General features: G+C 62.5%; 26 protein-coding genes and 2 pseudogenes. 24 read left to right on the top strand and 4 right to left on the bottom strand.

The genetic code is table 11. From position 1 onward, the window contains the following. Positions 1 to 144 precede the first annotated feature (144 nt). A complete protein-coding gene (locus RWK44_RS13660; RefSeq protein WP_221986233.1) occupies positions 145 to 1,173 on the bottom strand; it encodes a LacI family DNA-binding transcriptional regulator in 1,029 nt (342 codons plus the stop codon). A gap of 131 nt (positions 1,174 to 1,304) precedes the next feature. Between RWK44_RS13660 and RWK44_RS13655 the strand changes: the two genes are divergently transcribed. The 22 genes and pseudogenes from RWK44_RS13655 to RWK44_RS13550 all read left to right on the top strand — a co-directional run bounded on the left by RWK44_RS13655 (position 1,305) and on the right by RWK44_RS13550 (position 21,441). Continuing rightward, on the top strand, positions 1,305 to 2,393 hold the full coding sequence (locus tag RWK44_RS13655) for a fatty acid desaturase family protein (protein WP_316028937.1): 1,089 nt from the start codon (positions 1,305 to 1,307) through the stop codon (positions 2,391 to 2,393). Between the two features lie 21 nt (positions 2,394 to 2,414). After that, positions 2,415 to 2,729: a MocE family 2Fe-2S type ferredoxin gene (locus RWK44_RS13650; protein ID WP_003548266.1), complete on the top strand. Its 315-nt coding sequence runs from the start codon at positions 2,415 to 2,417 to the stop codon at positions 2,727 to 2,729. A 10-nt stretch (positions 2,730 to 2,739) separates the two neighbouring features. Continuing rightward, positions 2,740 to 3,966, top strand: a complete 1,227-nt coding sequence (locus tag RWK44_RS13645) for an NAD(P)/FAD-dependent oxidoreductase (RefSeq protein ID WP_316028936.1) — start codon at positions 2,740 to 2,742, stop codon at positions 3,964 to 3,966. A 25-nt stretch (positions 3,967 to 3,991) separates the two neighbouring features. Continuing rightward, positions 3,992 to 4,804: pseudogene (locus RWK44_RS13640) on the top strand (3-methyl-2-oxobutanoate hydroxymethyltransferase); the annotation flags it as partial. Positions 4,805 to 5,063: 259 nt separating this feature from the next. Further along, positions 5,064 to 5,960, top strand: a complete 897-nt coding sequence (locus RWK44_RS13635) for an NUDIX hydrolase (protein ID WP_131662468.1) — start codon at positions 5,064 to 5,066, stop codon at positions 5,958 to 5,960. A gap of 69 nt (positions 5,961 to 6,029) precedes the next feature. After that, positions 6,030 to 7,001 (top strand): quinolinate synthase NadA, encoded by a 972-nt coding sequence (gene nadA / locus RWK44_RS13630; protein ID WP_316028935.1) that lies wholly within the window; start codon positions 6,030 to 6,032, stop codon positions 6,999 to 7,001. Further along, positions 6,998 to 8,539 carry an L-aspartate oxidase gene (locus tag RWK44_RS13625; RefSeq protein WP_316028934.1) on the top strand — a complete coding sequence of 514 codons (1,542 nt, stop codon included), beginning with the start codon at positions 6,998 to 7,000 and terminating at the stop codon, positions 8,537 to 8,539. Before nadA ends, RWK44_RS13625 begins: the two co-directional genes overlap by 4 nt. Further along, the gene (gene nadC / locus RWK44_RS13620) at positions 8,517 to 9,440 is read left to right on the top strand and encodes a carboxylating nicotinate-nucleotide diphosphorylase (RefSeq protein WP_316028933.1); all 924 of its coding nucleotides are present in this window, start codon (positions 8,517 to 8,519) and stop codon (positions 9,438 to 9,440) included. Before RWK44_RS13625 ends, nadC begins: the two co-directional genes overlap by 23 nt. Before the next feature lie 691 nt (positions 9,441 to 10,131). Next, positions 10,132 to 10,326, top strand: a complete 195-nt coding sequence (locus tag RWK44_RS13615) for a hypothetical protein (RefSeq protein ID WP_316028932.1) — start codon at positions 10,132 to 10,134, stop codon at positions 10,324 to 10,326. 17 nt (positions 10,327 to 10,343) lie between these two features. Further along, entirely contained in the window at positions 10,344 to 11,333 is a 990-nt protein-coding gene (locus tag RWK44_RS13610) for an ABC transporter substrate-binding protein (RefSeq protein WP_131662472.1), read from the top strand. 5 nt (positions 11,334 to 11,338) lie between these two features. Then, positions 11,339 to 12,112 carry an ABC transporter ATP-binding protein gene (locus tag RWK44_RS13605; protein WP_131662473.1) on the top strand — a complete coding sequence of 258 codons (774 nt, stop codon included), beginning with the start codon at positions 11,339 to 11,341 and terminating at the stop codon, positions 12,110 to 12,112. 4 nt (positions 12,113 to 12,116) lie between these two features. Then, positions 12,117 to 12,911, top strand: coding sequence for an ABC transporter permease (locus RWK44_RS13600; protein ID WP_020052856.1), 795 nt, complete (start codon positions 12,117 to 12,119; stop codon positions 12,909 to 12,911). A gap of 86 nt (positions 12,912 to 12,997) precedes the next feature. Beyond that, positions 12,998 to 13,993, top strand: coding sequence for an isopenicillin N synthase family dioxygenase (locus RWK44_RS13595; RefSeq protein WP_221947103.1), 996 nt, complete (start codon positions 12,998 to 13,000; stop codon positions 13,991 to 13,993). A 2-nt stretch (positions 13,994 to 13,995) separates the two neighbouring features. After that, the gene (locus tag RWK44_RS13590; protein WP_131662474.1) at positions 13,996 to 14,967 is read left to right on the top strand and encodes a LysR family transcriptional regulator; all 972 of its coding nucleotides are present in this window, start codon (positions 13,996 to 13,998) and stop codon (positions 14,965 to 14,967) included. A 32-nt stretch (positions 14,968 to 14,999) separates the two neighbouring features. Then, complete coding sequence (locus tag RWK44_RS13585) at positions 15,000 to 16,352, top strand: cytosine deaminase (protein ID WP_316028931.1); 1,353 nt, start codon at positions 15,000 to 15,002, stop codon at positions 16,350 to 16,352. A gap of 8 nt (positions 16,353 to 16,360) precedes the next feature. Then, a pseudogene (locus RWK44_RS35135) lies at positions 16,361 to 16,465 on the top strand (IS6 family transposase); the annotation flags it as partial. A gap of 51 nt (positions 16,466 to 16,516) precedes the next feature. Then, the gene (locus tag RWK44_RS35130) at positions 16,517 to 16,639 is read left to right on the top strand and encodes a hypothetical protein (protein WP_260692880.1); all 123 of its coding nucleotides are present in this window, start codon (positions 16,517 to 16,519) and stop codon (positions 16,637 to 16,639) included. Positions 16,640 to 16,850: 211 nt separating this feature from the next. Continuing rightward, entirely contained in the window at positions 16,851 to 18,842 is a 1,992-nt protein-coding gene (locus tag RWK44_RS13570) for a BTAD domain-containing putative transcriptional regulator (RefSeq protein WP_206105840.1), read from the top strand. A 106-nt stretch (positions 18,843 to 18,948) separates the two neighbouring features. Further along, positions 18,949 to 19,092, top strand: coding sequence for a hypothetical protein (locus tag RWK44_RS13565; protein ID WP_165504093.1), 144 nt, complete (start codon positions 18,949 to 18,951; stop codon positions 19,090 to 19,092). A 13-nt stretch (positions 19,093 to 19,105) separates the two neighbouring features. Beyond that, positions 19,106 to 20,368, top strand: a complete 1,263-nt coding sequence (locus tag RWK44_RS13560; protein ID WP_131662477.1) for a YcaO-like family protein — start codon at positions 19,106 to 19,108, stop codon at positions 20,366 to 20,368. Next, on the top strand, positions 20,365 to 21,108 hold the full coding sequence (locus RWK44_RS13555; protein ID WP_131662478.1) for a TfuA-like protein: 744 nt from the start codon (positions 20,365 to 20,367) through the stop codon (positions 21,106 to 21,108). Before RWK44_RS13560 ends, RWK44_RS13555 begins: the two co-directional genes overlap by 4 nt. 66 nt (positions 21,109 to 21,174) lie before the next feature. Then, positions 21,175 to 21,441: a hypothetical protein gene (locus RWK44_RS13550; protein ID WP_020052848.1), complete on the top strand. Its 267-nt coding sequence runs from the start codon at positions 21,175 to 21,177 to the stop codon at positions 21,439 to 21,441. A 100-nt stretch (positions 21,442 to 21,541) separates the two neighbouring features. Here the strand turns inward: RWK44_RS13550 and RWK44_RS13545 are convergent, their stop codons facing one another. From RWK44_RS13545 to RWK44_RS13535, 3 genes are all read right to left on the bottom strand, one after another. After that, entirely contained in the window at positions 21,542 to 21,946 is a 405-nt protein-coding gene (locus tag RWK44_RS13545; RefSeq protein WP_077980003.1) for a helix-turn-helix domain-containing protein, read from the bottom strand. A 202-nt stretch (positions 21,947 to 22,148) separates the two neighbouring features. After that, positions 22,149 to 22,985, bottom strand: a complete 837-nt coding sequence (locus RWK44_RS13540; protein WP_131662479.1) for an amidohydrolase family protein — start codon at positions 22,983 to 22,985, stop codon at positions 22,149 to 22,151. 284 nt (positions 22,986 to 23,269) lie between these two features. Next, entirely contained in the window at positions 23,270 to 24,055 is a 786-nt protein-coding gene (locus RWK44_RS13535; protein ID WP_316028930.1) for an IclR family transcriptional regulator, read from the bottom strand. Between the two features lie 442 nt (positions 24,056 to 24,497). On the opposite strand from RWK44_RS13535, the gene RWK44_RS13530 reads away from it, so the two are divergent. Both RWK44_RS13530 and RWK44_RS13525 read left to right on the top strand, forming a co-directional pair. Further along, positions 24,498 to 25,232 (top strand): SDR family oxidoreductase, encoded by a 735-nt coding sequence (locus RWK44_RS13530; protein ID WP_131662480.1) that lies wholly within the window; start codon positions 24,498 to 24,500, stop codon positions 25,230 to 25,232. Positions 25,233 to 25,329: 97 nt separating this feature from the next. Further along, the gene (locus tag RWK44_RS13525; RefSeq protein WP_221999183.1) at positions 25,330 to 26,607 is read left to right on the top strand and encodes an L-fuconate dehydratase; all 1,278 of its coding nucleotides are present in this window, start codon (positions 25,330 to 25,332) and stop codon (positions 26,605 to 26,607) included. Positions 26,608 to 26,706 lie beyond the last annotated feature (99 nt).

Below are 26,706 nucleotides of genomic sequence, written 5' to 3'. Positions count from 1 at the left end.
CATCTCCGCGTCGGGGCGGAGCGGTCCTCGTGAATGGGTCCGCGAATCTCTATCGGAATTCGCGTCGCAATCCATCCGCCATCGCCGGTGCTCGCTTTCATCGCTGAGAGAATTTCGAGCGAAATGATGTAATTCCATCATTCCTCAGATGTTCTCCGAAATATGAATTTCGAAAGGCAGGAAGAGCTGCCCGGGAACAGCCGTTTCGCCGTTTTCGATGGCGCCCGTCATCAGTCCCATCAATTCCTTGCAGAGGGCGGGCAGGGGGGTGCCGATCGCCATGGCGACGATATCGTCGGCAAGACCGGCTTTGCTGTCGGGCGTCAGCTCGTTGACAACGAGGACGATCTTGCCGCCGACACCCTCTTCGCGGAAGGCAGAAATTGCCCCCTCCATGCCGCCGCCGCAGACATAGAGGCCGACGAGATCGGGATGTTTCTGCAGAAGAGTCAACGTCGCCTCATGGGTGATCTCGGGCGTGTCCAGATTGATCAGCGTGTCGACGACATCGAACTCAGGCGCATTCTCGCGAAAATAGGAGCGGAAGCCGATTTCCCGCAGCTCATGTCCGTGGAACCGGTGGCTGCCGACGAAACAGGCGATCTTGCCAGGCCCGCGTGCGGTGCGCGCGATCGTCCAGGCGGCGGTGCGCCCGACCTTTCGGTTGTTGACGCCGACATAGGCATTGCGCACGCCCGAGGCGAAATCGGAAAGCAGCGAGAAGACCGGTATCCCTTTGTCCTTCAGTTCTTCGATGGCGGTCGTGACCGCAGGGTAATCGGGGGCAACGAGCGCAACGGCCTGGTTGCGGGCACCGAGTGCCTTCAGCTTCTCGACGATCGCTGCCGGTGTCGAGGCCGAGGGAAAGTCGATCTGCGTCTGGATGCGCGCGCTCGTGACCGCGCGTGCTGCGGTTTCGATCTCACGCACGAAGCTCTGATAGAAGGGTTGCATCGGCTTCTGCAGCAGGAAGGCGAGCCTGTATTGCGGCAGATCCTCGAAGACGCGCTGTTTGATCAGGCCGACAGCGTGATATCCGATCGACTGTGCTGCATCATAGACCCGTCGCGCCGTTTCCTCGCGCACGCGGTGGCGGGCGTTGAGAACGCGGTCGACGGTGGCGACGCTGACGCCGGAGGCGCGGGCGAGATCGGAGATGGTGGGACGGCGCATCGGCGTTCCTGATGGATTCGATCATGAATGCAAGTCATTCATGATGTCTTTTGATAGATTATATCAAGCCTGCATTGAGCGCTTTCCAAAGTCAACCTATTCTCCCAGTCAAGGGCAACGGGAGGCGGATCATGGCGACCCAGACGAAGAAACGTGACTACGTCCTTCTTGGCGAAAGCGGCCGCACCGCCGTCGAAACTGGGCTGGCGGCAGCCGAATGGTATCACACCGACGTTGCGCGCAAGGAGATGAAGGCGCTGATGCAGCGCTCCGATGCGCCGGCGATCCGTGACACGATCATCTGGCTCGGCAGCATGGTGGTCCTTGCCGGGCTCGGCATCTATTTCTGGGGCTCCTTGATCGCGCTGCCCTTCTTCCTCGCCTATGGCGTGCTCTACGGCTCGGCCTCCGACAGCCGTTGGCACGAATGCGGCCATGGCACCGCCTTCAAGACGCGCTGGATGAATGACGTCGTCTACCAGATCGCCTGCTTCATGATCATGCGCAATCCGGTGACCTGGCGCTGGAGCCATGCGCGCCACCACACCGATACGGTGATCGTCGGCCGCGATCCCGAGATCGCCGTGATGCGGCCGCCTGATCTGTTGCGGCTGGTGCTTAATTTCTTCGGCATCCTCGACGTCTGGTACGCCGTCGTCGACATGCTGCGCAATGCTTTCGGCGGCGTCAGCGCGACGGAAAAGACTTTCATCCCGGAGATGGAGCAGCCAAAGGCGATCCGCATCGCCCGCATCTGGTTGGCGATCTATCTGGCCACGCTCGCAACCGCGATCTCCATGGGTTCGATCCTGCCGCTGATGCTGATCGGCCTGCCGCGCCTCTACGGCGCCTGGCACCATGTGCTGACCGGACTGCTGCAGCATGGCGGCCTTGCCGATAATGTGACCGACCACCGGCTAAACAGCCGCACGGTCTATATGAATCCCATCAGCCGGTTCATCTACTGGAACATGAACTACCACGTCGAACATCACATGTTTCCAATGGTGCCATATCACGCGCTGCCCAGGCTGCACGCAATGATCAAGCACGACCTGCCCGCGCCGAACCCGTCGATCTGGTCCGGCTATCGCGAGATGATCCCGGCCTTCCTGCGCCAGCTGCGCAACGAGGATTATTTCCTGAAGCGCGACCTGCCGGCCACCGCGCGGCCCTATCGCGAGGAATTCCACAACGAGCTGGCCCCGGCCGCGCAATAAAGACAATCGAGGGACGACAAGATGAGCGGAAACTGGATCCAGGTCTGCGACAAGGACGAGATCGACGAAGAGGATGTCATCCGCTTCGATCACGACGGGCGCACATTCGCGGTCTATCGCAGCCCGGACGACGAATTCTTCGCCACCGACGGGCTCTGCACGCATGAACATATCCATCTCGCCGACGGGCTTGTCATGGATGAGATCATCGAATGTCCGAAGCATAACGGCCGCTTCAACTACAAGACGGGCGAAGCCAAGGGCGCGCCGGTCTGCGTCAATCTCAAGACCTATCCGGTCAAGATCGAAGACGGTGCCGTCTTCATCTCACTCTGAGGGGGGTGGCGTGGTTCATTTCGTAATCCTGGGAGCCGGCGAATGCGGTGCGCGCGCCGCCTTCGCCTTGCGTGAAAAGGGTTTTGGCGGCGAGATAACGCTTGTTGGCGCCGAGCCGCTTCTGCCCTATGAGCGGCCGCCGCTTTCGAAGGCCAGTCCGGCTGATACGAGCGATCCGAAATTCATCGCGACGGCGGAAAAATATGCCGAAAGCGGCATCCGGCTGCTGACCGGCCTCGAGGCAAGGGTTCTCGACGCCGCATTCAGGATCGTCACGCTTTCGGACGGTACCGTGCTTTCCTACGACAAGCTTCTGCTTGCAACGGGTGCGGCCGCGCGGCCGTTCCCCGGCGCGCCGCAGGGCAGCCCGCATATTCGCTCGCTGCGGACGCATCACGATGCGGCGGCACTGCGTGAAGCAATGAAGCCGGGACGGCATATCGCCATCATCGGCGGCGGGTTCATCGGACTGGAACTTGCGGCCACGGCGCGGCTGCTTGGCGCCGAGGTCACCGTCATCGAGGGGCTGGAACGCGTGCTGAAGCGTGGCGTGCCGGAAGAGATCGCCCATCTGCTCACCGAGCGCCATCGCGCCGAGGGCGTCGATATCCGCTGCGGCGTCTCCATCCAGGCGCTGACCGAGGAAAGCGGCAAAGTCCTGATCCTATTGTCGACCGGCGAGGTGATCGAAGCCGACCTCGTCCTCGTCGGCATCGGCGGCCGGCCGAATATCGAGATCGCCGAAAGGGCAGGCCTCGCAATCGACAACGGCATTGCCGTCGACACCCATCTCCAGACCTCCGCACCTGATGTCTTTGCGGCCGGCGATTGCTGCTCTTTTCTGCTGCCGATCTATGGCGGCCGGCGGGTGCGGCTCGAATCCTGGCGCAACGCGCAGGAGCAGGGCACATTGGCCGCGGCCAACATGCTCGGCCTCAACCAAGCCGTTTCATCAGTGCCGTGGTTCTGGTCGGATCAATACGACTTGACGCTGCAGATATCAGGCCTTGCCGAAGGGGCTATCACGCATCAGCGCCGCGATCTCAGCCCGAGTGCCTTCATTCTCTTCCATCTCGACGCCGATGGTCGACTGATCGCCGCCAGCGGCATCGGGCCGGGCAATGCGGTGGCACGCGACATCAGGCTCGCCGAAATGCTGATCGCGGCGCGCGCCCATCCGAACCCGTCAGCACTCGCAGCCAGCGACATCAAGCTGAAATCCCTGCTGGCCGCCTGAGCCCCCGATACTTTCAAAGGAATTGATGATGAAGAAACATAGACGCGCAACCGTCGCCGATCTGCTTTCGGAAAAGGGCAAGCGCCAGCTCACAATGCTGCGCGTCACCTCGCTGGAGGAGGCGGAAGCCGCCGAGAAGGCGGGAATCGACATCGTCTCCGTGCCGCCCTCTCTGCTCGGGCCTGCTTTTCGTGAGATCGCCCCCACTCCCTTTGCCATTCCGGGGCTCGAATATGGCGATCATGTCTCCGCGGAAGACTATCTGCGCGCTGCCTTCGCGGCGCTGAAGGAAGGCGGCGATGCGGTCTATTGCGCCGCAAGCCTGCAGACGATCCGGCGCATGCGCGATGAAGGCATCCCGGTCTGCGGCCATCTCGGGCTGATCCCTTCGAAGGCGACCTGGACCGGCGGCTTCCGCGCCGTCGGCAAGACGGCGGCAAGTGCGGCCGAAATCTGGCGGCAGACCAAGGCGCTGGAAGAGGCCGGTGCCTTCGCCGCCGAAATCGAAGTCGTGCCGGGAGACGTCGCTGCCGCGATCAGCAGCAACACCGCGATGCTGATGATTTCCATGGGGGCAGGCAGCGGCTGCGACGCCCAATATCTCTTCGCCGACGACGTGCTCGGCGCCAATCGCGACCACACTCCGCGCCATGCCAAGGTCTATCGCGACTTCGCCGCCGAACACGACCGGCTGCAGCGCGAGCGCATCGCCGCCTTCACCGAATTTGCCGAGGATGTCAGGACCGGCACCTATCCGGAAAAGCGCCATCTCGTCGGTATCGACGACGCCGAACTGGAGATCTTCCTGCAACGGCTGAAAAGCGAGACGGGCAAAGCTGAGGGCCGCTACTCGACGCTTCCCCCTTCTCCCCAGCGGGGAGAAGATGCCCGCCAGGGCAGATGAGGGGGCGAGCGACGATAGGAGCGAGGCACTGAGCGTAAGCGAAGGGCAATCAACGCCGTGCCGTGTAGCCCCCATCCGCCTGCCGGCACCTTCTCCCCGCTGGGGAGAAGGGGGAACCCACCATTGGCTTCCGTCCCGGCCTGTGTCAGGAATTATCCGTTCGATTCATTCGGAACGGAGTATTCGGTCCCCTGTGACGATCGGCTTTGCGCATGCGGAATTGATTGCGGTGCTCGTCGCGGTGACGGGGGACGAACCGCGCGTCATGACCATCCGCTCCGGCAACGCGCTGCCATCAGGCCCCTTCGAAATGGGGCATCGCACCCTGCAATCAGGCCTGCGCGAATGGGTGCAGGAGCAGACCGAACATCCCGTAGGTTATCTCGAACAGCTCTATACCTTCGCCGACCGCGACCGCAACAACGACATCCCAGGCGGGCGGACGATCTCGATCAGCTATCTCGGCCTCGTCAATGAGCAGTCGGGCGCCGGCCGGCCGGGATGGCACGGCTGGTACGAATATTTCCCCTGGGAAGACCATCGACAGGGACGGCCGGCCGTGCTTGACGAGATCATGGCGAGTCTCAGGAACTGGGCCGATGCCGATCCGGCCCGGCGCGACCATCGCCACCGCCGGGCGGATTTCACCTTCGGCCTCGACGGCGGCGGCTGGAACGAGGATCTGGCGTTGCAGCGCTATGAACTGCTCTACGAGGCGGGGCTCGTCTCGGAAGCCGGATGCGGGGTGGAGGCCAATCTCGGCCGTGCGATGTTTGCCGATCACCGCCGTATTCTCGCAACCGGGATCGCCCGGCTGCGCGCCAAGATCAAATACCGCCCCGTGGTGTTCGAACTGATGCCGGAGAGCTTCACGCTGCTGAGGCTGCAGCGCACCATCGAAGCCTTGGCGGGGCTGACGCTGCACAAGCAGAACTTCCGTCGTCTCATCGAACAGCAGGATCTCGTCGAGGAAACCGGCGGAACCGAAAGCGAAACCGGCGGCCGGCCGGCCAAGCTCTTCCGCTTTCGCCACACCGTTCTCGAAGAACGCGCGCTGGCCGGAACGAAATTACCGCTCTCCCGCAATTGACATATGCTCACCGTGAGAATATCTCTTTGCCTATGATATGCTCAAGTAGAGCATAATTAGGAGCCGGTCATGAATTATCCTGTTTCCGCATCCTCGCTCTACGAGCGCGTCAGCCGCGTCATTCCCAAAGCCGAATGGATGACGTTCGAAAATGACGTCGACGCGATCCTCGAGCTCAAGCGTCGCCGCAACGCCGTCATTCTCGCGCACAACTATCAGACACCGGAGATCTTCCACGGCGTGGCCGATATCGTTGGCGACAGCCTGGCGCTCGCCCGTAAGGCGATCGAGGTCGATGCCGATGTCATCGTGCTTGCCGGCGTGCATTTCATGGCCGAGACCGCCAAGCTGCTGAACCCTGAGAAAACAGTATTGATCCCGGATCTCGGCGCCGGCTGTTCGCTGGCGGATTCGATCACGCCCGAGGATATCGCGCTGCTGCGCCAGGCCCATCCCGGCGTGCCGATCGTCACCTATGTCAACACCTCGGCCGCGGTGAAGGCTGCCTCCGATATCTGCTGCACCTCGGGCAATGCCAAGCAGGTGGTGGAATCGCTGGGTGTGCCGAAGGTGCTGATGATCCCGGACGAATATCTAGCCCGCAACGTCGCCCGCGAGACTGACGTCGAGATCGTCGCCTGGCATGGCCATTGCGAGGTGCACGAACTCTTCACCGCCGAGGATGTGCGCCAGCTGCGCGAAAACCACCCCGGCGTCACGGTACTCGCCCATCCCGAATGCCCGCCCGAGGTGGTGGCCGAAGCCGATTTCGCCGGCTCCACCGCCGTGATGTCGGACTATGTCGGCAAGCAGAAGCCGGCACGCGTCGTACTGCTCACCGAATGCTCGATGAGCGACAATGTCGCCGTGCACCATCCCGATGTCGAGTTCATTCGCCCCTGCAATCTCTGCCCGCATATGAAGCGCATCACGCTGGCCAATATCCGCGCGGCACTCGAGGAAAATCGTCACGAGGTCACCGTCGATCCGGCAATTGCGGTGGCCGCGCGCCGCGCCGTCGAGAGGATGCTGGCGATATGACCGAGATTCTCGAGCATCTCACTGGACGCACGGTGGTCGTCGGCAGCGGGCTTGCGGGGTTGATGACCGCGCTGACGCTGGCGCCTGAACCCTCCGTCATCGTCACCCGCGCGGCCCTTGGCGCGGAGACGTCGAGCGCCTGGGCGCAGGGCGGCATCGCCGCCAGCATGGGCGCCGACGATAGCGCGGCGCTGCATCTTGCCGATACGCTTGCAGCCGGCGACGGTCTCTGCAATCCGGCGGTCGCTGCCGGCATCATCGCCGAGGCACCGGCGGCGATCGCCGCGCTGGAGCAGGCCGGCGTACGTTTCGACCGGAATACCGCCGGCGAACTCTCGCTCGGGCTGGAGGCGGCCCATAATCGCCGCCGCATCGTCCATGCCGAAGGCGACGGCTCGGGTGCGGCGATCATCGCAGCGCTGATCAAAGCAGTGATGGAAACGCCAGCTATATCAGTGCTCGAAGGCTTCGAGGCGCGGCGGATTCTGATGGACGGCGAGCAGGTCACCGGTCTGCTGTGCGCCACCGCGAAAGGGGCCGTCATTCTGCCGACATCGAAGGTGGTGCTCGCCACCGGCGGCATCGGCGGGCTTTACGACGCGACCACCAATCCGATCGGCAATTTCGGCCAGGGAATCGCGCTCGCAGCAAGGGCGGGTGCTGCGCTCGCCGATATGGAATTCGTCCAGTTCCATCCGACCGCACTCGATTCACGCCGCAGGCCGCTGGCGCTCATCAGCGAGGCGGTGCGCGGGGAGGGGGCTTTGCTCGTCAACGAACGAGGCGAGCGGTTCATGGCCCGCATATCCGGCGCCGAACTTGCACCGCGTGACGTGGTGGCGCGTGCCATCAGCGCCGAAATCGCCCGCGGCGGCGGGGTCTTTCTCGATGCCCGCGCTGCTCTCGGCAGCCGCTTCGCCGCCCGTTTTCCTGTCATCTCGAGCCTTTGCGGCGAGGCCGGCATCGATCCGGCGAAAGACCTCATTCCTGTTCGCCCGGCCGTTCACTATCACATGGGCGGCGTCGCCACGGATGCAAATGGCCGCAGCTCGGTTCCCGGCCTCTGGGTTGCCGGTGAGGCGGCCTCGACCGGCCTGCACGGTGCCAACCGGCTTGCCAGCAATTCGCTGTTGGAAGCGGCTGTCATGGGCATGCGGGCGGCGCGCGACATATCAGGCCTGCCCGCAGGTTCTGCCGGCGCGATCTTCACCGAGAGACTCCCGGCACCGGCCGATGCATCGCTCGTCCGGCCGATCGTCTCGCGTCATCTCGGCGTGTTGCGCAATGCCGGTGCCATTCAGGGGGCGATCGCCGCCCTGCTGCCGCTTGCCGAAGACAATGGCCCTGCCGCCGATCCGGCAATCGTCGCGCTGCTGATCGCCGTCTTTGCCAGCCTGCGGATGGAATCGCGCGGCGCCCATGCCCGCACCGATTTTCCGCTGAAGCTCGCCAGTGCCAACCGGCGCCAGATGCACCTTTCCCAAGCGCAGGAGATCGCCCGCGCGACGCCGCCCTATGCCCTTGCAAGGAGTGCCTGAGATGAGCCTCGTTCCCCTTCCGCGCCTGATCGTCGAACCGCTGGTGCGGGCGGCCCTTCTCGAAGATCTGGGTCTTGCCGGTGATATCACCTCGGCCTCCGTCATCCCTCGCGATCACCGTTCGACGGTGGTCATGGCGGCCCGTCAGCCGGGCGTGATCGCCGGTCTCGATGCCTCCGAACTCGCTTTCTCTCTCGTCGATCCCGAGATCGTCTTGCGCCGCCATCTTCAGGATGGCGACGCGGTCAAGCCCGGCGACGTGATCGCCACCATCGAAGGCCCGTCGCGCGGCCTGCTGAGCGCCGAGCGCACCGCGCTGAATTTCCTCGGCCATCTCTCAGGTATTGCGACAGTGACGGCAGGGATCGCCGCCGCCATCCGCGGCACCAGGGCTTCCGTCGCCTGCACGCGCAAGACGACGCCGGGGCTGCGAGCGCTGGAGAAATATGCGGTGCGGGCCGGCGGCGGCATGAACCACCGTTTCGCGCTTTATGACGCGGTGCTGATCAAGGATAATCATGTCGCCATCGCCGGCGGCGTCGCTGAAGCGATCCGCCGGGCGCGGGCCGGCGTCGGCCATATGGTGAAGATCGAGGTCGAAGTGGACACCCTCGATCAGCTGCGCGAAGCGATGGAGACCGGCGTCGACGCCGTGCTGCTCGACAACATGACGCCGAATCAATTGCGCGAAGCCGTCGCCATCGTCGCCGGCCGGGCGATCACCGAGGCCTCTGGCCGCGTCACGCCGACAACGTCCGCCGCAATCGCCGCTTCCGGTGTCGACCTCATTTCCGTCGGCTGGCTGACGCACAGCGCGCCGGTGCTGGATATCGGGCTCGATTTCGTCGAGGCCACAACCGCTACGGAAGTAAGCCCGAAACGGATTGCACAGGTTCTGTGATCCCTCATGCCTGCTTCGGCTGGACTTCCTTGTCGCTGTCGAATTCCAGCAGTTCGATCATCACGCCGAGATCGGGCACCGTGTCGTAATAGGCATAACGCCCATGGCCTGACGATGCCGTCGTTAGAGATACGCGGGTCCCTCAGCCGTTGAAACAGCTGAATCGTAAACGTTACGGCCCCGAAGTCCCCTTCTCGACTGCGGCTGAAACGCCAATTCATGGTCATTTGGGCGATCTCGTGCGCTTCGGCATATGCTCGAGGTTCAACTTCAGACATACTGACGGCCCAAGGCAATGGGTGATCGCCTGCATACGAAGGAGGCATTGGAAACCGTCCAGATGCGGGTCGCTCACAAGAAAAAATGCGCCGGAAAACGCAGATGCGAGCTGGAGGTGCGACAAGAAAATTACGAGCTAAGCGCTCTAAATATTAGAACGCTTATTTCTTCAGCCGCCGCCCACTCGACTGCAGGGGAATTTATCCTTTGATTTCCCTCACATAACTGACGATCCTGCCCACTTCAACCTCAACGCCGTCAATTTCGCCTATTTTTTCAGCGCAAGAATTGAAGCGTTTAAAATCTTGCAGAACGCCGGATATTCATGAGACAAAAGACCTGCGAGTAGAAGCGGTCTGAGCCTCGGTTCTGGACATTGCTCGACGGGTAAATCTGTCGAGGAGATGTTCTAATGCAGGGAAAAGCCAGTGATCTCGCCCCGAAATCCGCAGAGATCGACGCTGGATCTGATCACCTTCGCGCGCATCGTTGCTTTGCATGCCTGAGCAGCAAGCGTCCTGAAAACGCGATTGCCAGGCTCGTCGCGGATGGCTTCGATCCGGAGCGCGCTGCCAATCACTATCCGTCCTTAAAAACCGAACACTAATTGCGAAAGGTCGACCCATGTCCCGCACCAAGCTTGCCTTCTATGCACTTGCCGCAACCCTTTCTGCCGGCGCCGCCTCCGCCGCCGACAAGGTGATCTTTCAGCTCGATTGGCTGCCGGGTGGCGACAAGGCGCCGATCTACGTCTGCATCCAGGAAGGTTTCTGCTCGGACGCCGGCCTTGAGGTGGAGATCGCCTCCGGTCGCGGCTCGACCGACGCCATCTCGCGCCTTGCCGCCGCGTCCTCCGACATCGGTGTTTCCGATATCGGCGCCCTGATGGCCGCCCGCGCCAATGAAGGCGTGAAGGTGACCGCCGTCATGTCGCTGTTTAACAAAGGGCCGCATGCCTTCTACGTCGCCAAGGGCGGTTCGATCGCAAGCATCGCTGACGTCAAGGGCAAGACGATCGCGACGTCGCCCTTCACATCGTCGAATGTCTACCTGCCGCTGGTGCTGAAGGATGCCGGCATCGACATGGCGGATATCAAGATTATCAAGGCAGATCCCGGCGCACTCGGCCCGATGCTGATGACCGGCAATGCTGATGGCATCATCGCCTGGATGACCGACCTGACGCGCTACAGCAACCAGGGCAAGGAAGCTGGCAAGGCGATCGTTGCCCTGCCATGGTCGGCAGCAGGGCTCGAGCTTTATTCCGCATCTATCATCGCCAGCGACGATTTCCTCGCCAAGCGTCCGCAGGTCGCCGCCCGCTTTATCTCCGCCTACAAGAAATCCGTCGAGTTCGCCAAAGAGAATCCGGAGAAGGCTGCCGCTGCTGTCACCGCCATCGTACCGGAACTCGGCTCGGAAGATGTCCAGGGTTCCCTCAAGGACACGCTGCCGTTGATCTTCAACGAGGTGACGGAGAAGGACGGCCTCGGTGCCTTCGAAACCGCCCGCCTTGCCGAAACCTGGCGCCGTGTCTCTGAAGCGCAGGACATCGATCCGGCCAAGCTCGATCCGGAAACCACGGTCAACCGCACCTTCGCCGTAGCGGAGTAACCGCCATGGCGATGCCCGCTATCCTCTTCGACAGGCTGGGACAGGTTTTCGAAACCCGGTCCGGGCGCACGGAAGCCCTGCGCGACGTCAGTTTCGATGTGGCCCGGCATGAGTTTGTCTCGATCCTCGGCCCTTCGGGTTGCGGGAAATCGACCCTACTGCGCATGATCGCCGGCCTGTTGAAGCCGACGTCCGGCTCGGTAGACGTCTTCGGTCTGCCGGTGACGGCCCCGCGTGACGACATCGGGATCGTCTTCCAGAAGCCGACGCTGCTTCCTTGGGCGACAGTCGAAGACAATGTCGTGTTTCCCGCCCGCCACAAGACCGGCCGGGTAACGGCAGTGGAGCGCGTGCGGGCGGGTGAATTGCTGAGCATGGTCGGGCTTGCCGGCTTCGAGAAACGCCTGCCGGACGAACTGTCCGGCGGCATGCAGCAGCGTGTCGGCATCGCCCGCGCGCTGCTCATGGACCCGGATATCCTGCTGATGGACGAACCCTTCTCGGCGCTGGATGCCCTGACGCGCGAGGTGATGGGCTTCGATCTGCTGCGCATCTTCTCCGAACGTCCGAAGACCGTGGTCTTCATCACCCACTCCGTCAGCGAGGCGGCGCTTCTGTCCGACCGCGTTTTGGTGATGACCGGACGGCCGGGCTCGATCCTGACGGAAGTCACCGTTCCCGTCGGCCGGCCACGCGGCCCTGAAACTGCAAAGGACAAGGCGATCCATGACCTCTCCGATTACCTCCGCGATCTCCTCCTCACCCGTCACGCGGCGTGAGGCCATGCAGAGCCGTACGCCGGTCGCGCTGCTCAAGCAGGTGCTGGCGTTGCCGGGCATCACGACCGCCGCGGCCCTGATCGGCACGGTGCTGCTATGGGAAGCGGCGGCGCGGCTCCTGTCGATCCCGACCTATCTGCTGCCGCCACCAAGCGCGATCCTCGGCTCGTTCTCCTCTATCGGCTTCGAGCGCTGGATGGGTCACATCGCCGCGACGTTGCGGGTGGCGCTGATCGGTTATGCGATGTCCATCGTTATCGCCATTCCACTCGCGGTGCTCATGATGCGCTCGCCATTCCTGTCGCGAACGCTCTATCCGCTGCTCGTTGTAGTGCAGTCGACGCCGGTGGTGGCGATTGCGCCGATCATCATCGTCGTGCTCGGGGCCGGCGATGCGCCACGCATCGTTATCACCTGTCTCATCACCTTCTTTCCGCTCGTCGTCTCCACCGCAACGGGCCTTGCGGCAACCCCGCCGGAGCTGATCGAGCTGTCGCGAAGCCTGCGCGCCTCGGGCTTCCGCGAGATCACCCAGATACGCCTGCCGTTTGCGGTGCCCTACATCTTCTCGGCGCTGAAAATCTCGATCACGCTTGCCGTCATCGGCGCCGTGGTTGCGGAGTTCTGCGCATCCGAAGCCGGCGTCGGCTATTTCATCCAGCTGTCGACCTCCCTGTTCAAGCTGCCACAGGCCTGGGCCGGCTTGCTTGTGCTCGCCGCCATGTCGCTCTTGCTGTTTCAGGCCGTGGTCCTGACGCAGAAGCTCCTCTTTCCCTGGAGCCTGCCGAAAAACGGCTGAACCCATCCGGAGTAGAAGCAGTCGGGCCCTGCCCGGACATTGCTCCTCAACCGCCGGTTCGCCGGCATTCACGTAAGGAGAATGATATGAATATCCAGACAGACACCCTCGCGGAACTCGCTAAGGAGGCGACCATCGGCGGCATGGGCACGACCGTTGACCGGGAAATCCCCGTCATCGACCTTTCTGACTTCGACAACCGCAAGCACGAGATCGCCGATGCACTCTGGCAGGCCTCGGTCGATATCGGTTTCTTCCAGGTCTACAATCACGGCATAGCCCAGGACGATATCGACGCGGCCTTCGACACGGCCTGGACATTCTTCGAACTGCCGGCGGAGGTTAAGGCGAAAACCCCGATGCCGAAGGGCATCAATGCCGGCTGGGAATTCAAGGCGCAGGTCCGCCCCTCCACCGGTACGCCGGATAACAAGGAGAGCTTCCAGCTCACCCGGCCGGACATGATCCGCCTCAACCTGTGGCCGAGCGAAGACGATCTTCCGGGCTTCCGGGAAAAGATGCTCCGCTTCGAGCGACAGAACTGGGAACTCGGCATGCGCATCCTCTCCTGCTTCGCGCTGAAGATGGGCTTTGCCGAGGATTTCTTCACCAAGGCGCATGACCCGTCTTCGGACCAGTATCAATCGACGCTGCGCCTCATCCACTACATGTCGATGGAAGGCGCCAAGCCGGAAGACTTCACGTCGTGGCGTGCCGGCGCGCATTCGGACTTCGATTGCTTGACCATCCTTCACCAGAAGGAGGGCGAAGGCGGGCTCCAGGTGTGCCCGGGCAAGGATGCAGCCCTGAAGGAATGGACGGATGTTCCGCCGCGCAAGGGCTACATCACCTGCAACATCGGCGACATGCTGATGCGCTGGTCGGACGACCAGCTGCAGTCGACGCTGCACCGGGTGCGCATGCCGCGCGAGAATGAGTACATGGGCCGCCGACTGTCCCTGCCCTTCTTCTGCCAAGCAAACCGCGATGCCGTCATGCAGGGTCCGCTCGGCAAATACGAGGCGATCACCGCCGGCGAATACCTGACCCGGCGCATCAACGCCAATTTCGCCAAGAAGTGACGTTGAAGATGGTCCGTTGCGGTGACATCGTGGAACAGTCAATCCGACTCCCGTCAGGCAACGGACCCATCATGCTTCATGGACGCGCGCTGCGTTATATCGACGAGGTGGCCCGACAGGGCTCCATCCGCAAGGCGGCAAAGACATTGCATGTCGCCGCCTCTGCGGTAAACCGCTATATCCTGGAGCTTGAGGAAGAGCTGCAGGCGCCCATTTTCGAGCGCCTGCCGCGCGGCCTGAAACTCACGAGTTCCGGCGAGATCCTCATCCAGCACATTCGCGAGACACTGCAGGCGCATCAGCGGATGCGGGCGCAGATCCAGTCCCTGAAGGGGCTCAATCGCGGCGAGGTGGTGCTGGCGACCATGGCAACGCTCGCTGCGGGCCCGATTGCCGAGATCGTTGCCGCCTACCGAGAAAAACATCCGCAGGTCAGCCTGCGGATCATGGTCGGCGACCGGGCGACTGTTGCGGAGATGGTTGCGCTCGGCCAGGCCGATCTCGCCATTGCCTACAACCTGCCGGACGATACCCGGCTGCAACGCGCCGCCGAATTCCGCCATGCGCTGGGAGCCGTCGTCGCGCCCGCCCATCCCCTCGCAAACCGCAAGACCGTGCGCATGTCCGATTGCCTGCTCTACCCGCTGGTTCTGGCGGATCGATCGCTGTCGCTGCGCGAGGTCGTCGAGGCGACTGCTCCGGCGCGTGCCACCCTTGTTCCCGTCGTCGAGACCAATTCGATGGAACTAATGAAGCGCCTTGCCCGGACAACGCCTCACATAACCTTCCTCAACCGGCTCGATGTCGACCGCGAAATGGCGACCGGCGACCTAGTCTTCATTCCGCTGACGGGAACCGGCTCGCTGCAACGGCTCAATATCCTCCACCGCGCCCGCGGCTCGCTTTCGCCCGCCGGCAGCCATTTCATGCAATTCGCGCAGGAGCGTCTGCTCGCCTCGTTCGACCAGAGCTGAACGCTCGGCAACCCATCCAATAGAGACCCACCATGAACGATCTTTCCCTGTTTCCCACCCTTGCCTCCCGTCTGGCGAGACAGGAGCGCATTCGTCTTGCGAAGGCGCGCGTCCCGGTCGCGCTGCTAGCAGATGGCGTGCCTGGTGGTGCGGAGGTGGACAGGGACGGTTCCGCCCTCGTAGATATTCTGGTCGAGAACGGCGGGATCGCTGCGATAACGCCGGCCCTTGCCGATGGTGGCGAAGATGCAGTCGCGCTCCACGGCCGCCATGTCTGGCCGCTTCTGATCGACGCGCACGCCCATCTCGACAAGGGCCACACCATGGGACGTGCTCCCGATTCCGGCGGCACGCATCCCGGCGCGCGCGCCGCGACGACGGCGGACCGGCTTGCCCACTGGAATGCCGACGACCTCCTGCGACGGATGGAATTCGCTCTTGCAACGGCCGACGCCCATGGCGTGGCCGCTATCCGCACCCATCTCGACAGTCACGAGGGGCAGGCGGAAATCACCTGGAGCGCGTTTGCCGAAACGCGCGAACGTTGGAAAGGCTGCATCACCTTGCAGGCTGCCGGCCTCGTGCCGCTCGATGCCTATCGCGACGACTATGGCACCCGCCTTGCCGATATCGTTGCCGTCCACGGCGGCTTGCTCGGCGGCGTCACCCGCGCCTCCGGGGGCACCCATGGGTCAGGCCTCGACGATATCGACCTGCTGCTCGACCGGTTGTTTGCGCTGGCGAAGGAACGGGAACTGGATGTCGATCTACATGTCGACGAGGCGGCACAGGCCGACGCCCTGCCGCATGTGGCGCGTGCCGCCATCCGCCACGGTTACGAGGGGCGGGTGACATGCGGCCACTGCTGTTCGCTTGCGCTTCTGGGCGAGCAAGAATTGCGCGACACGATCGCGCTGATCGCCGATGCCGGCCTCTCGATCATCACGCTGCCGACCGTCAACATGTATCTCCAGGATCGTGAAGACGGCCGCACGCCACGCTGGCGCGGGGTCACGCCCGTGCAGGAGTTGCATGCGGCTGGCATTCCGGTCGCCGCGGCCGGCGACAATTGCCGTGATCCGTTCTTTGCATATGGCGATCACGACATGCTGGACACCTGGCGGCAAGCGGTGCGCATCCTGCATCTCGACCACCCCTACGCGGATGCGCCCGCTCTTGCCGGCCCGGCACCCGCTGGCATCATGGGCATCGACGACGGTACGATCGGCGTCGATCGTCCGGCAGACCTGATGATCCTGGAAGCCTGGAGCCTCGACCAGGTTATCGCCCGTCCGCACTCCGACCGCGTCCTCCTCCGCAAGGGGATCTTCGCCAACAGGACATTGCCCTCCTACAGCATGCTCACAGATTTCCAGACCGCTTGAGCCGCTCTCTAGCCAACCTCTTCCACATCCCCGGACACGATATCTCCTCCGGCCATCATCGAGAACTGCGTGCTGCGGCGATGAACCTGTGCGCGCAGATCGCTCGGGCATGAACCGTCGAGGCGCGGCCGGCCTAGAATTGCCTTGCGATCTTTAAGTTTACGATGCTCGTACCACTTTTCCGCGAGACAAAGGCTGAGCATATCGTCACCGAGCATGACAATCCGGCCGACTGGCGCCGCTTCGCCCGGCGTTCGATCGAGCACATCAAGGCGCTCGGCCTTTAACGCCGCCGCGGGATAGCGGCTGGCAAGGCCATCGACAGCGGAAATAACCTCCCGCCACGACACGCAAACCGCAGCCTCGCGAAAGTGTTGGCAAAGCATTTCCTCCCCGTGTGGCGGGAGAATATGCAAATATTCGATGAAACTTCTTCTTTTTAAAGCAAAACCGCTATGCGCCGGGCTCTTATGGCTCTAACATGTTTTTGATTGGCCGGTGCGCTTGCGCGCCTTGGCTTTCAGGGGTGAGAACCGAGATGCAACGGACATCCGGAAGATGCTGACGAACAGGCTGTGCCTGCTCGGAAGACCGCGATTGCTGGCGGCGGGGAAGGAACTCCCCTTGCCGGAGAAGTCATATTTTCTCCTCGCCATGCTCGCCGCCGAACCCAATTTCGAACTCGACCGCGAAACCGTCAGGCGGCAGCTCTGGCAATCGGAGCTGCCGGAAAAGCGGGCCGGCAGCCTGCGCCAGCTGCTGGCACGCATCGAACAGAGCATTCCCGCCGGCCTTCCACCGCTGCTTGCCGCGACCCGAACCCATATCGGCCTTGCCGATGGCTGGGAGGTCGACGTTCATATCCTGAAACAGAAAGGGCCGCTCGCGCCCGAAGACGGCGACCTGCTGAACGGCGAATTGCTCGAAGGCGTCAAATCGCCGACGCAGGGCGCCGAGGACTGGCTGACCTTTGAGCGCCAGCGTGTCGACGAGTTGCGCTCCGCTCATCTCGCCCGGCTGGTCGAGACATCGGAAGACAGATCGGATGAAGATCAGGTCACGCTTGCCAGGCGCCTGCTGGAACTCGACCCTGCCAGCGAGACGGCCTATCGCGCCTTGATGCGCACCTATGTCAGGATGAACGATCCGGCAGCGGCGCGTCAGGCCTATCTGAAGTGTAAAAGCCAGCTGAAGGACGACTTCGACACCGAGCCGGAAGAAAGCACCACCGCTCTTGCCCGCGAACTGAACCTGGTGCCGGCGGCACAGGCGACGTCAGGGCATTCCCAGCCGGCGTCACATCTGTCCGGCAATTCGGTCGGCCAACCGCGCATCATCATCCTGCCGCCAGAAAGCATCTTCATCGATCCGCTGATGGAGCGCGTCGGCAGGGCCCTTCTCGAAGATGTCACCATCGGCCTCAGCCAGCAGCGCGGCTTCAAGGTGATCGCGGCGCATACGAGCCTGGAAATCCTCAGCCGTTCGATCGATCCGTCGCGTGCCGTGCCCGGTCCGCTCGACCTCAGCTTCGACTATGCGGTCTACGTCACCATCCAGGGCCGCGACGAGGATGTCTATGCGACCTGCCGGCTGACGCGGACGACGACTTCGGAGGTGATCTGGGCCATCGAACTGCCGCTGGTCATGCAGAAGATCAGCGAATCCTTCGCGCATTTGACGCGACGGATCGTCTCCTCGCTTGCCGACACGATCGAGCGTCACGAACTGGCGATACCGATCGGCGAGGCGCCGCCGTCGGCCTACCGTCTCTACCTGGAAGGCAAGCGGCTGATCGCCCAGACCGACCTGCAGCATCTGCGCCAGGCGCGCAAATGGTTCAAATCCTCGCTCAATCGTTATGAACATTTCTCCGCCGCCCATGCCGGCATGTCACGCGCGCTCGGCATGGAATGGCTGATCCGCGGCATGCGGGACAAGGAACTGCTCGACGAGGCGAACGGTGCTGCCCGGCAGGCGCAGCAGTCCGACCCGAACAGCGGCCGGGCCTATCGCGAACTCGGCTTCGTGGCGCTTTATCGGCGCCGCTTCGACGAAAGCCTGGAATATTTTCAGCAAGCCCAGGATCTCAATCCCAACGATGCCGACATCCTGGCCGACTATGCCGATGCGCTTTCTCATGATGGCGATTTCGATCGAGCGCTGGAGCTCAGCCGCGCTGCCTTCAAACTCAATCCGCTGCCGCCGGACTACTACTACTGGAACCTCGGCGGCATCCACTTCATGCGCGAAGAGTATGAAATGGCGATCGAGGCGCTGGAACCGGTGAAGACGAAGCAGGCGACGGCCCGCCTGCTCGCCGCCTCGCATGCCATGGCAGGCGACACGGGCAAGGCCAGGAATTACGCCAGGATAGTGCTGGAAAACTTCCCCGATTTCCGCAGCGAGGACATCCGCCATTTCGTCCCCGATCGCGATCCCGCCTATACGGAACCGCTGATACAGGGCCTGCAACTTGCCGGTCTTCCCTGATTGCACCGCCTTTTAACGAAGCCTGTAACGCTTAAATGACGGAGGCAATGTTTCTTTCCGATGGTTAACCGCAGCAAGGCGCTGCCCGACCAATCGGAGATGAAACATGAAGACCAATGCTGACACCACTGCAGCTCAGACACAGTCACTGCGCTTCTCTGCAGCCGCCAGAGCGGCCCTGAAGCAGGACGAGCTCAACGTTTCCGCCAATGCGCTCGAGAGCCTGACGCATGCGCTGAGGTTCCGCTAAGGAACAGATCGGTATGTCCGCTTTCACCGACCTTGAAACGCTTGCCGGTGACCTTAAACGATCATCGGCCGGTGTCAGCGATTATCATGACCGCGCGGTCACGCCGGCTCAGACCCTCGCAGCCATCAGGCCGCATCTGCGCGAATTCGGCATTACGCGCGTCGGTCTGCTGACCGCACTCGACGTTCTGAACATCCCCGTCGCCTTCGCAACGAGGCCGAACAGCCATACGCTTTCGGTCTTTCAGGGCAAGGGTATCGACAACGATGCCGCCATGGCCTCGGCGGCGATGGAGGCGGTCGAGACGCGGATCGCCGAAATTGCCCCCGCCGACCTGACGCAGGCGACGGTCGAGAGCATGCGGGCGGAGCGTGCCGCGATGATCGATCTCGACAATGTCGCACGCTGCGCACCCGACGAAATCGGCAGCAGTCCTATTCCGTGGTGCTCCGGGCTCGACATTCTTTCCGGCAGCAGCGTCTTCGTGCCCTGGTGGCTCATCGGCCTCGACCATCGCGGCGAGAGACCGCCGGGCTTCGAGCAGTCGAGCGATGGGCTTGCCTCCGGCAACACGCCGTCCGAAGCGGTCCTGCATGGGCTTTGCGAGTTGGTGGAGCGTGACGCCTGGGCCTTAACCCAACTGAAATCGCCCGAGCGCCTGAAGGAGAGCCGCATCGACCCCGCCTCCTTCGGCGATGCGGTCATCGACGTCATGACCGACCGGATCACCCGCGCCGGCATGAAACTGCTGTTGCTCGACATGACGACGGATATCGGCGTTCCCGCTTTTCTGGCCGTCATCATGCCAGGGAATCTTTCCGACCGTGTCGACGCGCGCTGGTCACATGTCTGCGGTGGCTGCGGCTGCCACCCCGATCCCGTGCGCGCCGCGCTGCGCGCCATCACCGAAGCGGCGCAGAGCCGGCTGACCGCGATTGCCGGCAGCCGCGACGATTTCTCGCCGCGCATCTATCAGCGGCTCGACAGGAGTGCGGCGATGCAACAGGTGGTCGAACTCTGCGAGGACAGCGGCCGGATGCGCTCGTTCCAGGCCCGCGATCGCCGCCCGGCGATGATCCAGGACACCATTGGCCATATTGCCGACCGGCTGGCGGCGACCGGCATCGAGCAGATCGTCGTCGTGCCGTTTCCGCATCGAGCCCTGCCGGTCTCCGTCGTCCGGGTGATCGTGCCGGGGCTGGAGGTCGATATTTCAGGCCAATATATCCAGCTCGGCATCCGCGCGGTCAATACTATGAGAGGAGCCGAATCATGAAGGTGCTGTTCGTCGGCCCAAGCCTTGGCAGCGATCTTGCCGCGGCAAGAGCCATGTCCCCCCGCATCGATTTCCGGCCGCCGGCCGCTGCCGGCGACATCCTGAAAGCCGTTCAGGACGGCGCCACCGCGATCGGCCTGGTCGACGGCTATTTCGGCGATCTGCCTTCGGTCTGGCACAAGGAAATACTTTACGCACTCGAACATGATGTCGCCGTTGCCGGCGGCGCCAGCATGGGGGCGCTGCGGGCAGCCGAATGCGCGCCCTTCGGCATGGTCGGGCTCGGCTCGATCTTCGAAGATTATGAGTCCGGGCGGCTACTCGACGACGAGGCCGTCGCGCTGGTGCATGCGCCGCAGGAGCTCGGCTGGCTGCCGCTTTCCGTACCCTGGGTCGATTTCGAACCGACCATCGATGCGCTTTACGCCAACGGCGAAATCTCGCTCAGCGAGCGCAAGAAGCTGCTGCTTGCCGGCCGCTTCCTGCATTTCTCCGAGCGCACCTATGCCAAGGTGGCCGACGAGTGCCATTTCCGCAAGCCGCGCCGCGACCACATCCTCGCCGCCATCCGGGGGAACCGTGTCGAGCGCAAGCGCGGCGACGCGTTACTGGTGCTGGAATGGCTGCGCCGGGACAAATTCCGCCCGGTCAACCGTGACTGGCGCTTTGCCGCGACCTCGCACTGGGAACTCCTGCACGCCGAAGTCACGCGCAATGCGGTTCCTGTAACGCTTGAATAACGGTCGCGGCGGAAGATGAAGTCATGATGGAATCGTAGGGTTCCACGACCAAAGAGGGCGGGAACAATGTTTGAACAACACAACGAAGGTACCGGCAGCGAATACGCAAGGATCTTCCGGCTGCTGTCGGCAGCCAAGGAGGAGGCTGAAAAGCTTCAGCTGCGCAATCTGATGCACCTGACGAACATGGCGCTGCTGCAGGTCGTCATCGATTGGGACGGCATAGATCCCGACAGGGAGCTTGACGTCAATCTCGAAAAGCTGGTTGGCAGCAAAGCCAAGATCGCAATGAAGGATGCCAGCGAGAATCTGATCCTGATCGATCGCCATTGATCTCGATCGATTGCTATTGATCCCGATCGATCGCCATTGATCCGATCGATCCTGGTTGACCCTCACGCGGTCCGTTGGGATCACGTGAAAGACAACCGGTCTATTCGGCCGCTTCACTATCCAACTGTTCGGTATTGGCAATCGCCTGGACGAGCTTCAGGATCTTCTTACGAAGCGCCTCGTTCTTGATCGAAAAGAACGCCGCATTGAGAAGGACGCCTTCGCGCGAAATAACGAATTCCTCGCTGGGAGCGGGGTTGTCGTTGGCATTATCTGGGGTCGACAGGTCGTCGAAAAACGTCCTGACATCGACCTTCAGCGCGCCGGCGATTTCGACCAGCATGCTGGCGGAAACGCGGTTGGAGCCCTTTTCGTATTTCTGGATCTGCTGGAACGTTACGCCCACACGATCGCCCAGTTCCGTTTGAGAAACTTTCCTCAACAGACGCTGGATGCGGATCGTCTTTCCGACGTGAACATCGACGGAATGCGGTTCTTCTTTCATCTCATTTCCCTTCTGAAGGCAGCGGACAAGGGGTTATTCGCCATATCCGTGTCAACAACTTTTAGCCGAGATAAATAAGGCTAGCAATTGCTTGCATGTAGATAGAGTTAAACTCGAAAATCGGGCCCTTTTTGTCCCGAAATGGTACAAAAAACATGCCGAAACGGCACATCCAAGAGACCGGTCGCTTTATTTTGTGACATCAGAGCGACCAGAGGCGCTGTGCATTGGCGAAAAGCAGCTTCGAGCGCTCTGTCTCGCTTACGCCGGAAAGCATGGAGTGGGTCGCCGCAACCCAGGTGGAGAGGCCGCCGCCGAGCGTACAGACCGGCCAGTCGCTACCCCAGACGACGCGGTCCCAGCCGAAACTTGCGGTCACATGTTCGATATAGGGCTGCAGCGTTTGCGCCGTCCAGGTCTTCGCATCGGCATAGGCGACGACGCCGGAGACCTTGCAGACGACGTTCGGCCGCCGGGCAATCTCTGATATGCCGGTCTTCCACGGCCCAAAGGCATCCGAGCGGATATCCGGCACGCCACAATGGTCGAGCACGAACTGCACGTCGGGCGCAAGATCGGCGAGGGCGGTCACACGGCTCGCCTGATGCGGCAAGGTGCAAAGGTCGAAGGTCAGGCTGCTACCGCTAATGCGCCTGATGTTTTCGCGGAACAGGGCGCCTTCGGAGACATCATCGGGCACGACATGCAGCACGCGGCGGAACCCCTTGACGAAGGGATCGGCCTTTTGCCGCTCGAGATAGGCGGCGAAGCCTTCCTCTTCCGGCCGGCAGGAGACGATGGCGCCGGCAATCAGACTGCCTTCCTTTTTGGCGAGGCTGGCGACGTGATCGGTCTCTGCCTGTATCGCGGCAGGATCGACGTCGACCTCCATATGCAGCACCGTGGTGATGCCGCAGCGCCGGGCCTCCCTCGCATAGGCCTCGTAGAGGAAATCATGATCGAGATCAGGCACGCCCGAGAGCCAGGGATAGGGCAGCGCCGACCGATCGATGATATGCAGATGGGTGTCGATGAGCACGCTCTTCTCCTCCAGGAATGGCTTCTCGCAAAGCTATCCCTGGTGAATGGATTGTTCAAATAGAAATTCCCGGATCGTGCCAAGGGCTGCCCCTCACCCTAGCCCATCTTTCACGGTTCGCGGGGAGAGGGGACGTGCCATGCGAAACGTAGGCGAGGAACGGAGAGGGCGCGGCACATCCCCTTCGCCCCGTTTACGGGGAGAAGGTGCCGGCAGGCGGATGAGGGGCTGGCATCGGCAATCTCCCGGCCGAGAATGTCACACCCAATTGATGCTCCCAGCCGTCAGGAGGGGGTGACGACATCGGCGCCGGCAAGCAGTGAGAGTTGGGCCGCCGCCTTCTGCACCAGTGTGATCGCCTGGGTGATATCGGGAGCCGACGGCGCGTTGACCAGCGCGATGAAGGGGCAGGTGAGGGCGGCAATGCAGCGGCGGTCCGGCCCGAGAACGGGAGCGGAGAGATTGTAGACGCCGGAAGTCTGGGCGCTGGCCATCATCTCGTAGCCGCGCTCGCGGATCTGGTCGAGACGATCGTAGAATTCGGGGCCGAGTTCGACATCCGCGCGGCTGCGCACATGTTCGGAGATCATCATCTCCCGCTCCTCCTTGCTGCGGAAGGCCAGCAGCACATGCCCCGATCCGGTGTCGAAGAGGCTGATATGGGCGCCGATGCGGATCGAAAATCCCCAATAGTCCGGCGCCTCCTGCTGGGCGATGACGACGGCAGCACCCCGATCGAAGACGGCGAGATGATTGGCCTGGCGCGTGCGCTGGGCAAGATCGCGCATCAGCGGCGTGGCGTAAGAGGCGAGCCGGCGCACCGGCGCGTGCAGCTGCGCGAGGCCGAAGAGCTTCAGCGTCAGCGAGTAGCGGTCGCCATCCAGCCGGGTGACGTAACCGCGGCGCACCAAGCGATCGAGCATGCGGTAGAATTCGTTGGGGCTGCGGTCGAGCCGTTTGGCGATATCAGCCTGGGTGAGACCGCTGTCGACGCCAGCGAGCAGCTCCAGGATATCGAGGCCCTTGTCGAGGGCAGGAGCACGATAGCGGTCGGACTCGTCGGTCTCCATTCCTTCCTCCTGTGAATACTACTCTGCATATACGCAGAACCGCAGCCGGAAAAGGAAAACTTCGCACTTGACCCCCGGCCAATCGTCTGTTTGTCTATAAACAGACAAATCACCACTGAAAACGGTCGGCGCGAAAGCGAACGGCTGAGATACCGAAGGCGCCCGAGCGGCACGGTCATAAGCAAGCCGGGGACAGGGAGGAAGACCGTGCAGCGCATGGGAATGGTCATCGGTCCTGCCGCCGGCGGAGATCGCCGAAAAAGCAGCCAATCAGCTGAATCCCCCGCTGATCTGCCTATGCAACAGCGCCAACTCCTCCATTTAACGGAGAGAGCCGCGCACCTCCGGAAGCAGACCGGCGCGCTCCATCACGACCGCGCTTCGCCAAGACATAACCGCATTCCATCGTCCAGCGTAGACAATTCCAGAAAAGGCCCGTGACATGACAAATAGACTTTCCGGCAAGACCGTTCTCATCACCGCCGCCGGCCAGGGCATCGGCCGGGCGACGGCGACAGCCTTTGCCGCGATCGGCGCCAAGGTCCACGCGACTGATATCAACACCGAGGCGCTGGCGACGCTGGCAGCCGAAACCGGCGTTTCCACCCATAAGCTGAACGTGCTCGAAGAGGATGCGGTCAAGGCTCTGGTCGCCGAGATCGGAGCCGTCGACGTGCTGTTCAACTGCGCCGGTTTCGTCCATGCCGGCTCGATCCTCGAGATGAAGGATTCCGATCTCGAATTCGCCTTCGACCTCAACGTCAAGGCGATGATCCGCACCATCCGCGCCGTGCTGCCGGGCATGATCGAGCGCAAGGACGGGGCGATCATCAACATGGCCTCCGTCGCCTCCAGCATCAAGGGCGTGCCGAACCGCTTCGCCTATGGCGTGACCAAAGCGGCGGTGATCGGGCTCACCAAGGCCGTCGCCGCCGATTACGTCGGTCAGGGCATTCGCTGCAACGCCATCTGCCCCGGCACGGTGGAAAGCCCGTCGCTGCAGGATCGCATGCGCGCGCAGGGCGATTACGACGCGGCGCGCGCCGCCTTCATCGCCCGCCAGCCGATGGGCCGGTTGGGCTCGCCGGAAGAGATCGCCGATCTCGCCGTCTATCTGGCCGGCGCGACCTACACGTCGGGCCAGGCGATCGCCATCGACGGCGGCTGGACGATCTGATTTCAACGGATGCGGTCGGCCCGGCAGTCTTGCCGGCCGGCCCGGCCACTGCAATCGGCTCTCTATAATAGGCTCATTATAATCGGGAGAAACAACCATGACCCGCATCACCGACCTTCGTGTCTTCGATCTCCGCTTTCCCACGTCGCAAAGCCTGGATGGATCCGATGCGATGAATCCCGATCCGGACTATTCGGCGGCCTACGTCATTCTCGATACGGATGCGCCTGATCTTGCCGGCCACGGTCTGACCTTCACCATCGGCCGCGGCAACGACATTTGCTGCATGGCGATCGAAGCGATGCGCCATCTCGTCGTCGGCGCCGACCTCACAGAAGTTCTCGCCCATCCCGGCAAATTTTGGCGGCATCTGACGAGCGATAGCCAGCTGCGCTGGATCGGCCCGGAAAAGGGCGCCATTCACCTGGCGACCGGCGCGGTCGTCAATGCCGTCTGGGATCTGCTTGCCAAGCAGGCCGGCAAACCGGTCTGGCGGCTCGTCGCCGAGATGTCGCCGGAAGAGATCGCCGACATCGTCGATTACCGCTATCTCACCGACGTTCTCACGCGTGACGAAGCGGTCGAGATCCTGAAGCGCGCCGAGGCGGGCAAGGCCGAGCGCATCGCCATCCTCGAAAAGGAGGGCTATGCCTGCTACACGACTTCGGCCGGATGGCTGGGTTACGAGGACGATAAGTTGCGCCGCCTCTGCCAGGAGGCGATCGATGCCGGCTTCAACCACGTCAAGATGAAGGTCGGCCGCGACCTGGAAGACGATATCCGCCGCCTCAGAATCGCCCGCGAGGTGATCGGCCCCGACCGCTACTTGATGATTGATGCCAACCAGGTCTGGGACGTCGGCCAGGCGATCGACTGGGTCAAGGCGCTCTCCTTCGCCAAGCCCTTCTTCATCGAGGAACCCACAAGCCCTGACGATGTCGCCGGCCACCGCAAGATCCGCCAGGCGATCGGCCCGGTGAAGGTCGCGACCGGCGAGATGTGCCAGAACCGCATCATGTTCAAGCAGTTCATCGCCGAGGGCGCGATCGATATCGTGCAGATCGATTCCTGCCGTATGGGCGGGCTGAACGAGGTTCTCTCCGTGCTCTTGATCGCCGCCAAGTTCGACCTGCCGGTCTGGCCGCATGCGGGCGGCGTCGGGCTCTGCGAATATGTGCAGCATCTGTCGATGATCGATTACATCGCGGTGTCGGGCACCAAAGAAGGCCGCGTCATCGAATATGTCGATCACCTGCACGAACACTTCCTCGACCCCTGCCTGATCGAGAACGCCGCCTACATGCCGCCCACCCTGCCGGGCTTCTCCATCGAGATGAAACCGGCCTCGATCAGCAACTATACGTTTCGAGGCTAAGGAAACTTCGCTGACTGCATGTTAAATTCCTGACTTTTACAGTCTTTCCTGCCGACGATGGGCTTCCAATCTGACGGGACTGCTCCAATTCACTTGGAG

The organism is Rhizobium sp. 25PS6 (assembly GCF_032464655.1).
Lineage (GTDB): Bacteria > Pseudomonadota > Alphaproteobacteria > Rhizobiales > Rhizobiaceae > Rhizobium > Rhizobium laguerreae.
The sequence above is the reverse complement of the archived record's forward strand: the minus strand, read 5'-3'. Positions and strand labels throughout refer to the sequence as shown.

What these genes read in the sequence shown, in the direction of transcription:
- RWK44_RS13660 (WP_221986233.1), bottom strand. Translation starts at nt 1,173, where the DNA reads ATGCGCCGTCCCACCATCTCCGATCTCGCCCGCGCCTCCGGCGTCAGC.
- RWK44_RS13655 (WP_316028937.1), top strand. Translation starts at nt 1,305, where the DNA reads ATGGCGACCCAGACGAAGAAACGTGACTACGTCCTTCTTGGCGAAAGC.
- RWK44_RS13650 (WP_003548266.1), top strand. Translation starts at nt 2,415, where the DNA reads ATGAGCGGAAACTGGATCCAGGTCTGCGACAAGGACGAGATCGACGAA.
- nadA (WP_316028935.1), top strand. Translation starts at nt 6,030, where the DNA reads ATGAATTATCCTGTTTCCGCATCCTCGCTCTACGAGCGCGTCAGCCGC.
- RWK44_RS13625 (WP_316028934.1), top strand. Translation starts at nt 6,998, where the DNA reads ATGACCGAGATTCTCGAGCATCTCACTGGACGCACGGTGGTCGTCGGC.
- nadC (WP_316028933.1), top strand. Translation starts at nt 8,517, where the DNA reads ATGCCCTTGCAAGGAGTGCCTGAGATGAGCCTCGTTCCCCTTCCGCGC.
- RWK44_RS13615 (WP_316028932.1), top strand. Translation starts at nt 10,132, where the DNA reads ATGCAGGGAAAAGCCAGTGATCTCGCCCCGAAATCCGCAGAGATCGAC.
- RWK44_RS13610 (WP_131662472.1), top strand. Translation starts at nt 10,344, where the DNA reads ATGTCCCGCACCAAGCTTGCCTTCTATGCACTTGCCGCAACCCTTTCT.
- RWK44_RS13605 (WP_131662473.1), top strand. Translation starts at nt 11,339, where the DNA reads ATGGCGATGCCCGCTATCCTCTTCGACAGGCTGGGACAGGTTTTCGAA.
- RWK44_RS13600 (WP_020052856.1), top strand. Translation starts at nt 12,117, where the DNA reads ATGCAGAGCCGTACGCCGGTCGCGCTGCTCAAGCAGGTGCTGGCGTTG.
- RWK44_RS13595 (WP_221947103.1), top strand. Translation starts at nt 12,998, where the DNA reads ATGAATATCCAGACAGACACCCTCGCGGAACTCGCTAAGGAGGCGACC.
- RWK44_RS13585 (WP_316028931.1), top strand. Translation starts at nt 15,000, where the DNA reads ATGAACGATCTTTCCCTGTTTCCCACCCTTGCCTCCCGTCTGGCGAGA.
- RWK44_RS35130 (WP_260692880.1), top strand. Translation starts at nt 16,517, where the DNA reads ATGCTCGTACCACTTTTCCGCGAGACAAAGGCTGAGCATATCGTCACC.
- RWK44_RS13565 (WP_165504093.1), top strand. Translation starts at nt 18,949, where the DNA reads ATGAAGACCAATGCTGACACCACTGCAGCTCAGACACAGTCACTGCGC.
- RWK44_RS13560 (WP_131662477.1), top strand. Translation starts at nt 19,106, where the DNA reads ATGTCCGCTTTCACCGACCTTGAAACGCTTGCCGGTGACCTTAAACGA.
- RWK44_RS13555 (WP_131662478.1), top strand. Translation starts at nt 20,365, where the DNA reads ATGAAGGTGCTGTTCGTCGGCCCAAGCCTTGGCAGCGATCTTGCCGCG.
- RWK44_RS13550 (WP_020052848.1), top strand. Translation starts at nt 21,175, where the DNA reads ATGTTTGAACAACACAACGAAGGTACCGGCAGCGAATACGCAAGGATC.
- RWK44_RS13545 (WP_077980003.1), bottom strand. Translation starts at nt 21,946, where the DNA reads ATGAAAGAAGAACCGCATTCCGTCGATGTTCACGTCGGAAAGACGATC.
- RWK44_RS13535 (WP_316028930.1), bottom strand. Translation starts at nt 24,055, where the DNA reads ATGGAGACCGACGAGTCCGACCGCTATCGTGCTCCTGCCCTCGACAAG.
- RWK44_RS13530 (WP_131662480.1), top strand. Translation starts at nt 24,498, where the DNA reads ATGACAAATAGACTTTCCGGCAAGACCGTTCTCATCACCGCCGCCGGC.
- RWK44_RS13525 (WP_221999183.1), top strand. Translation starts at nt 25,330, where the DNA reads ATGACCCGCATCACCGACCTTCGTGTCTTCGATCTCCGCTTTCCCACG.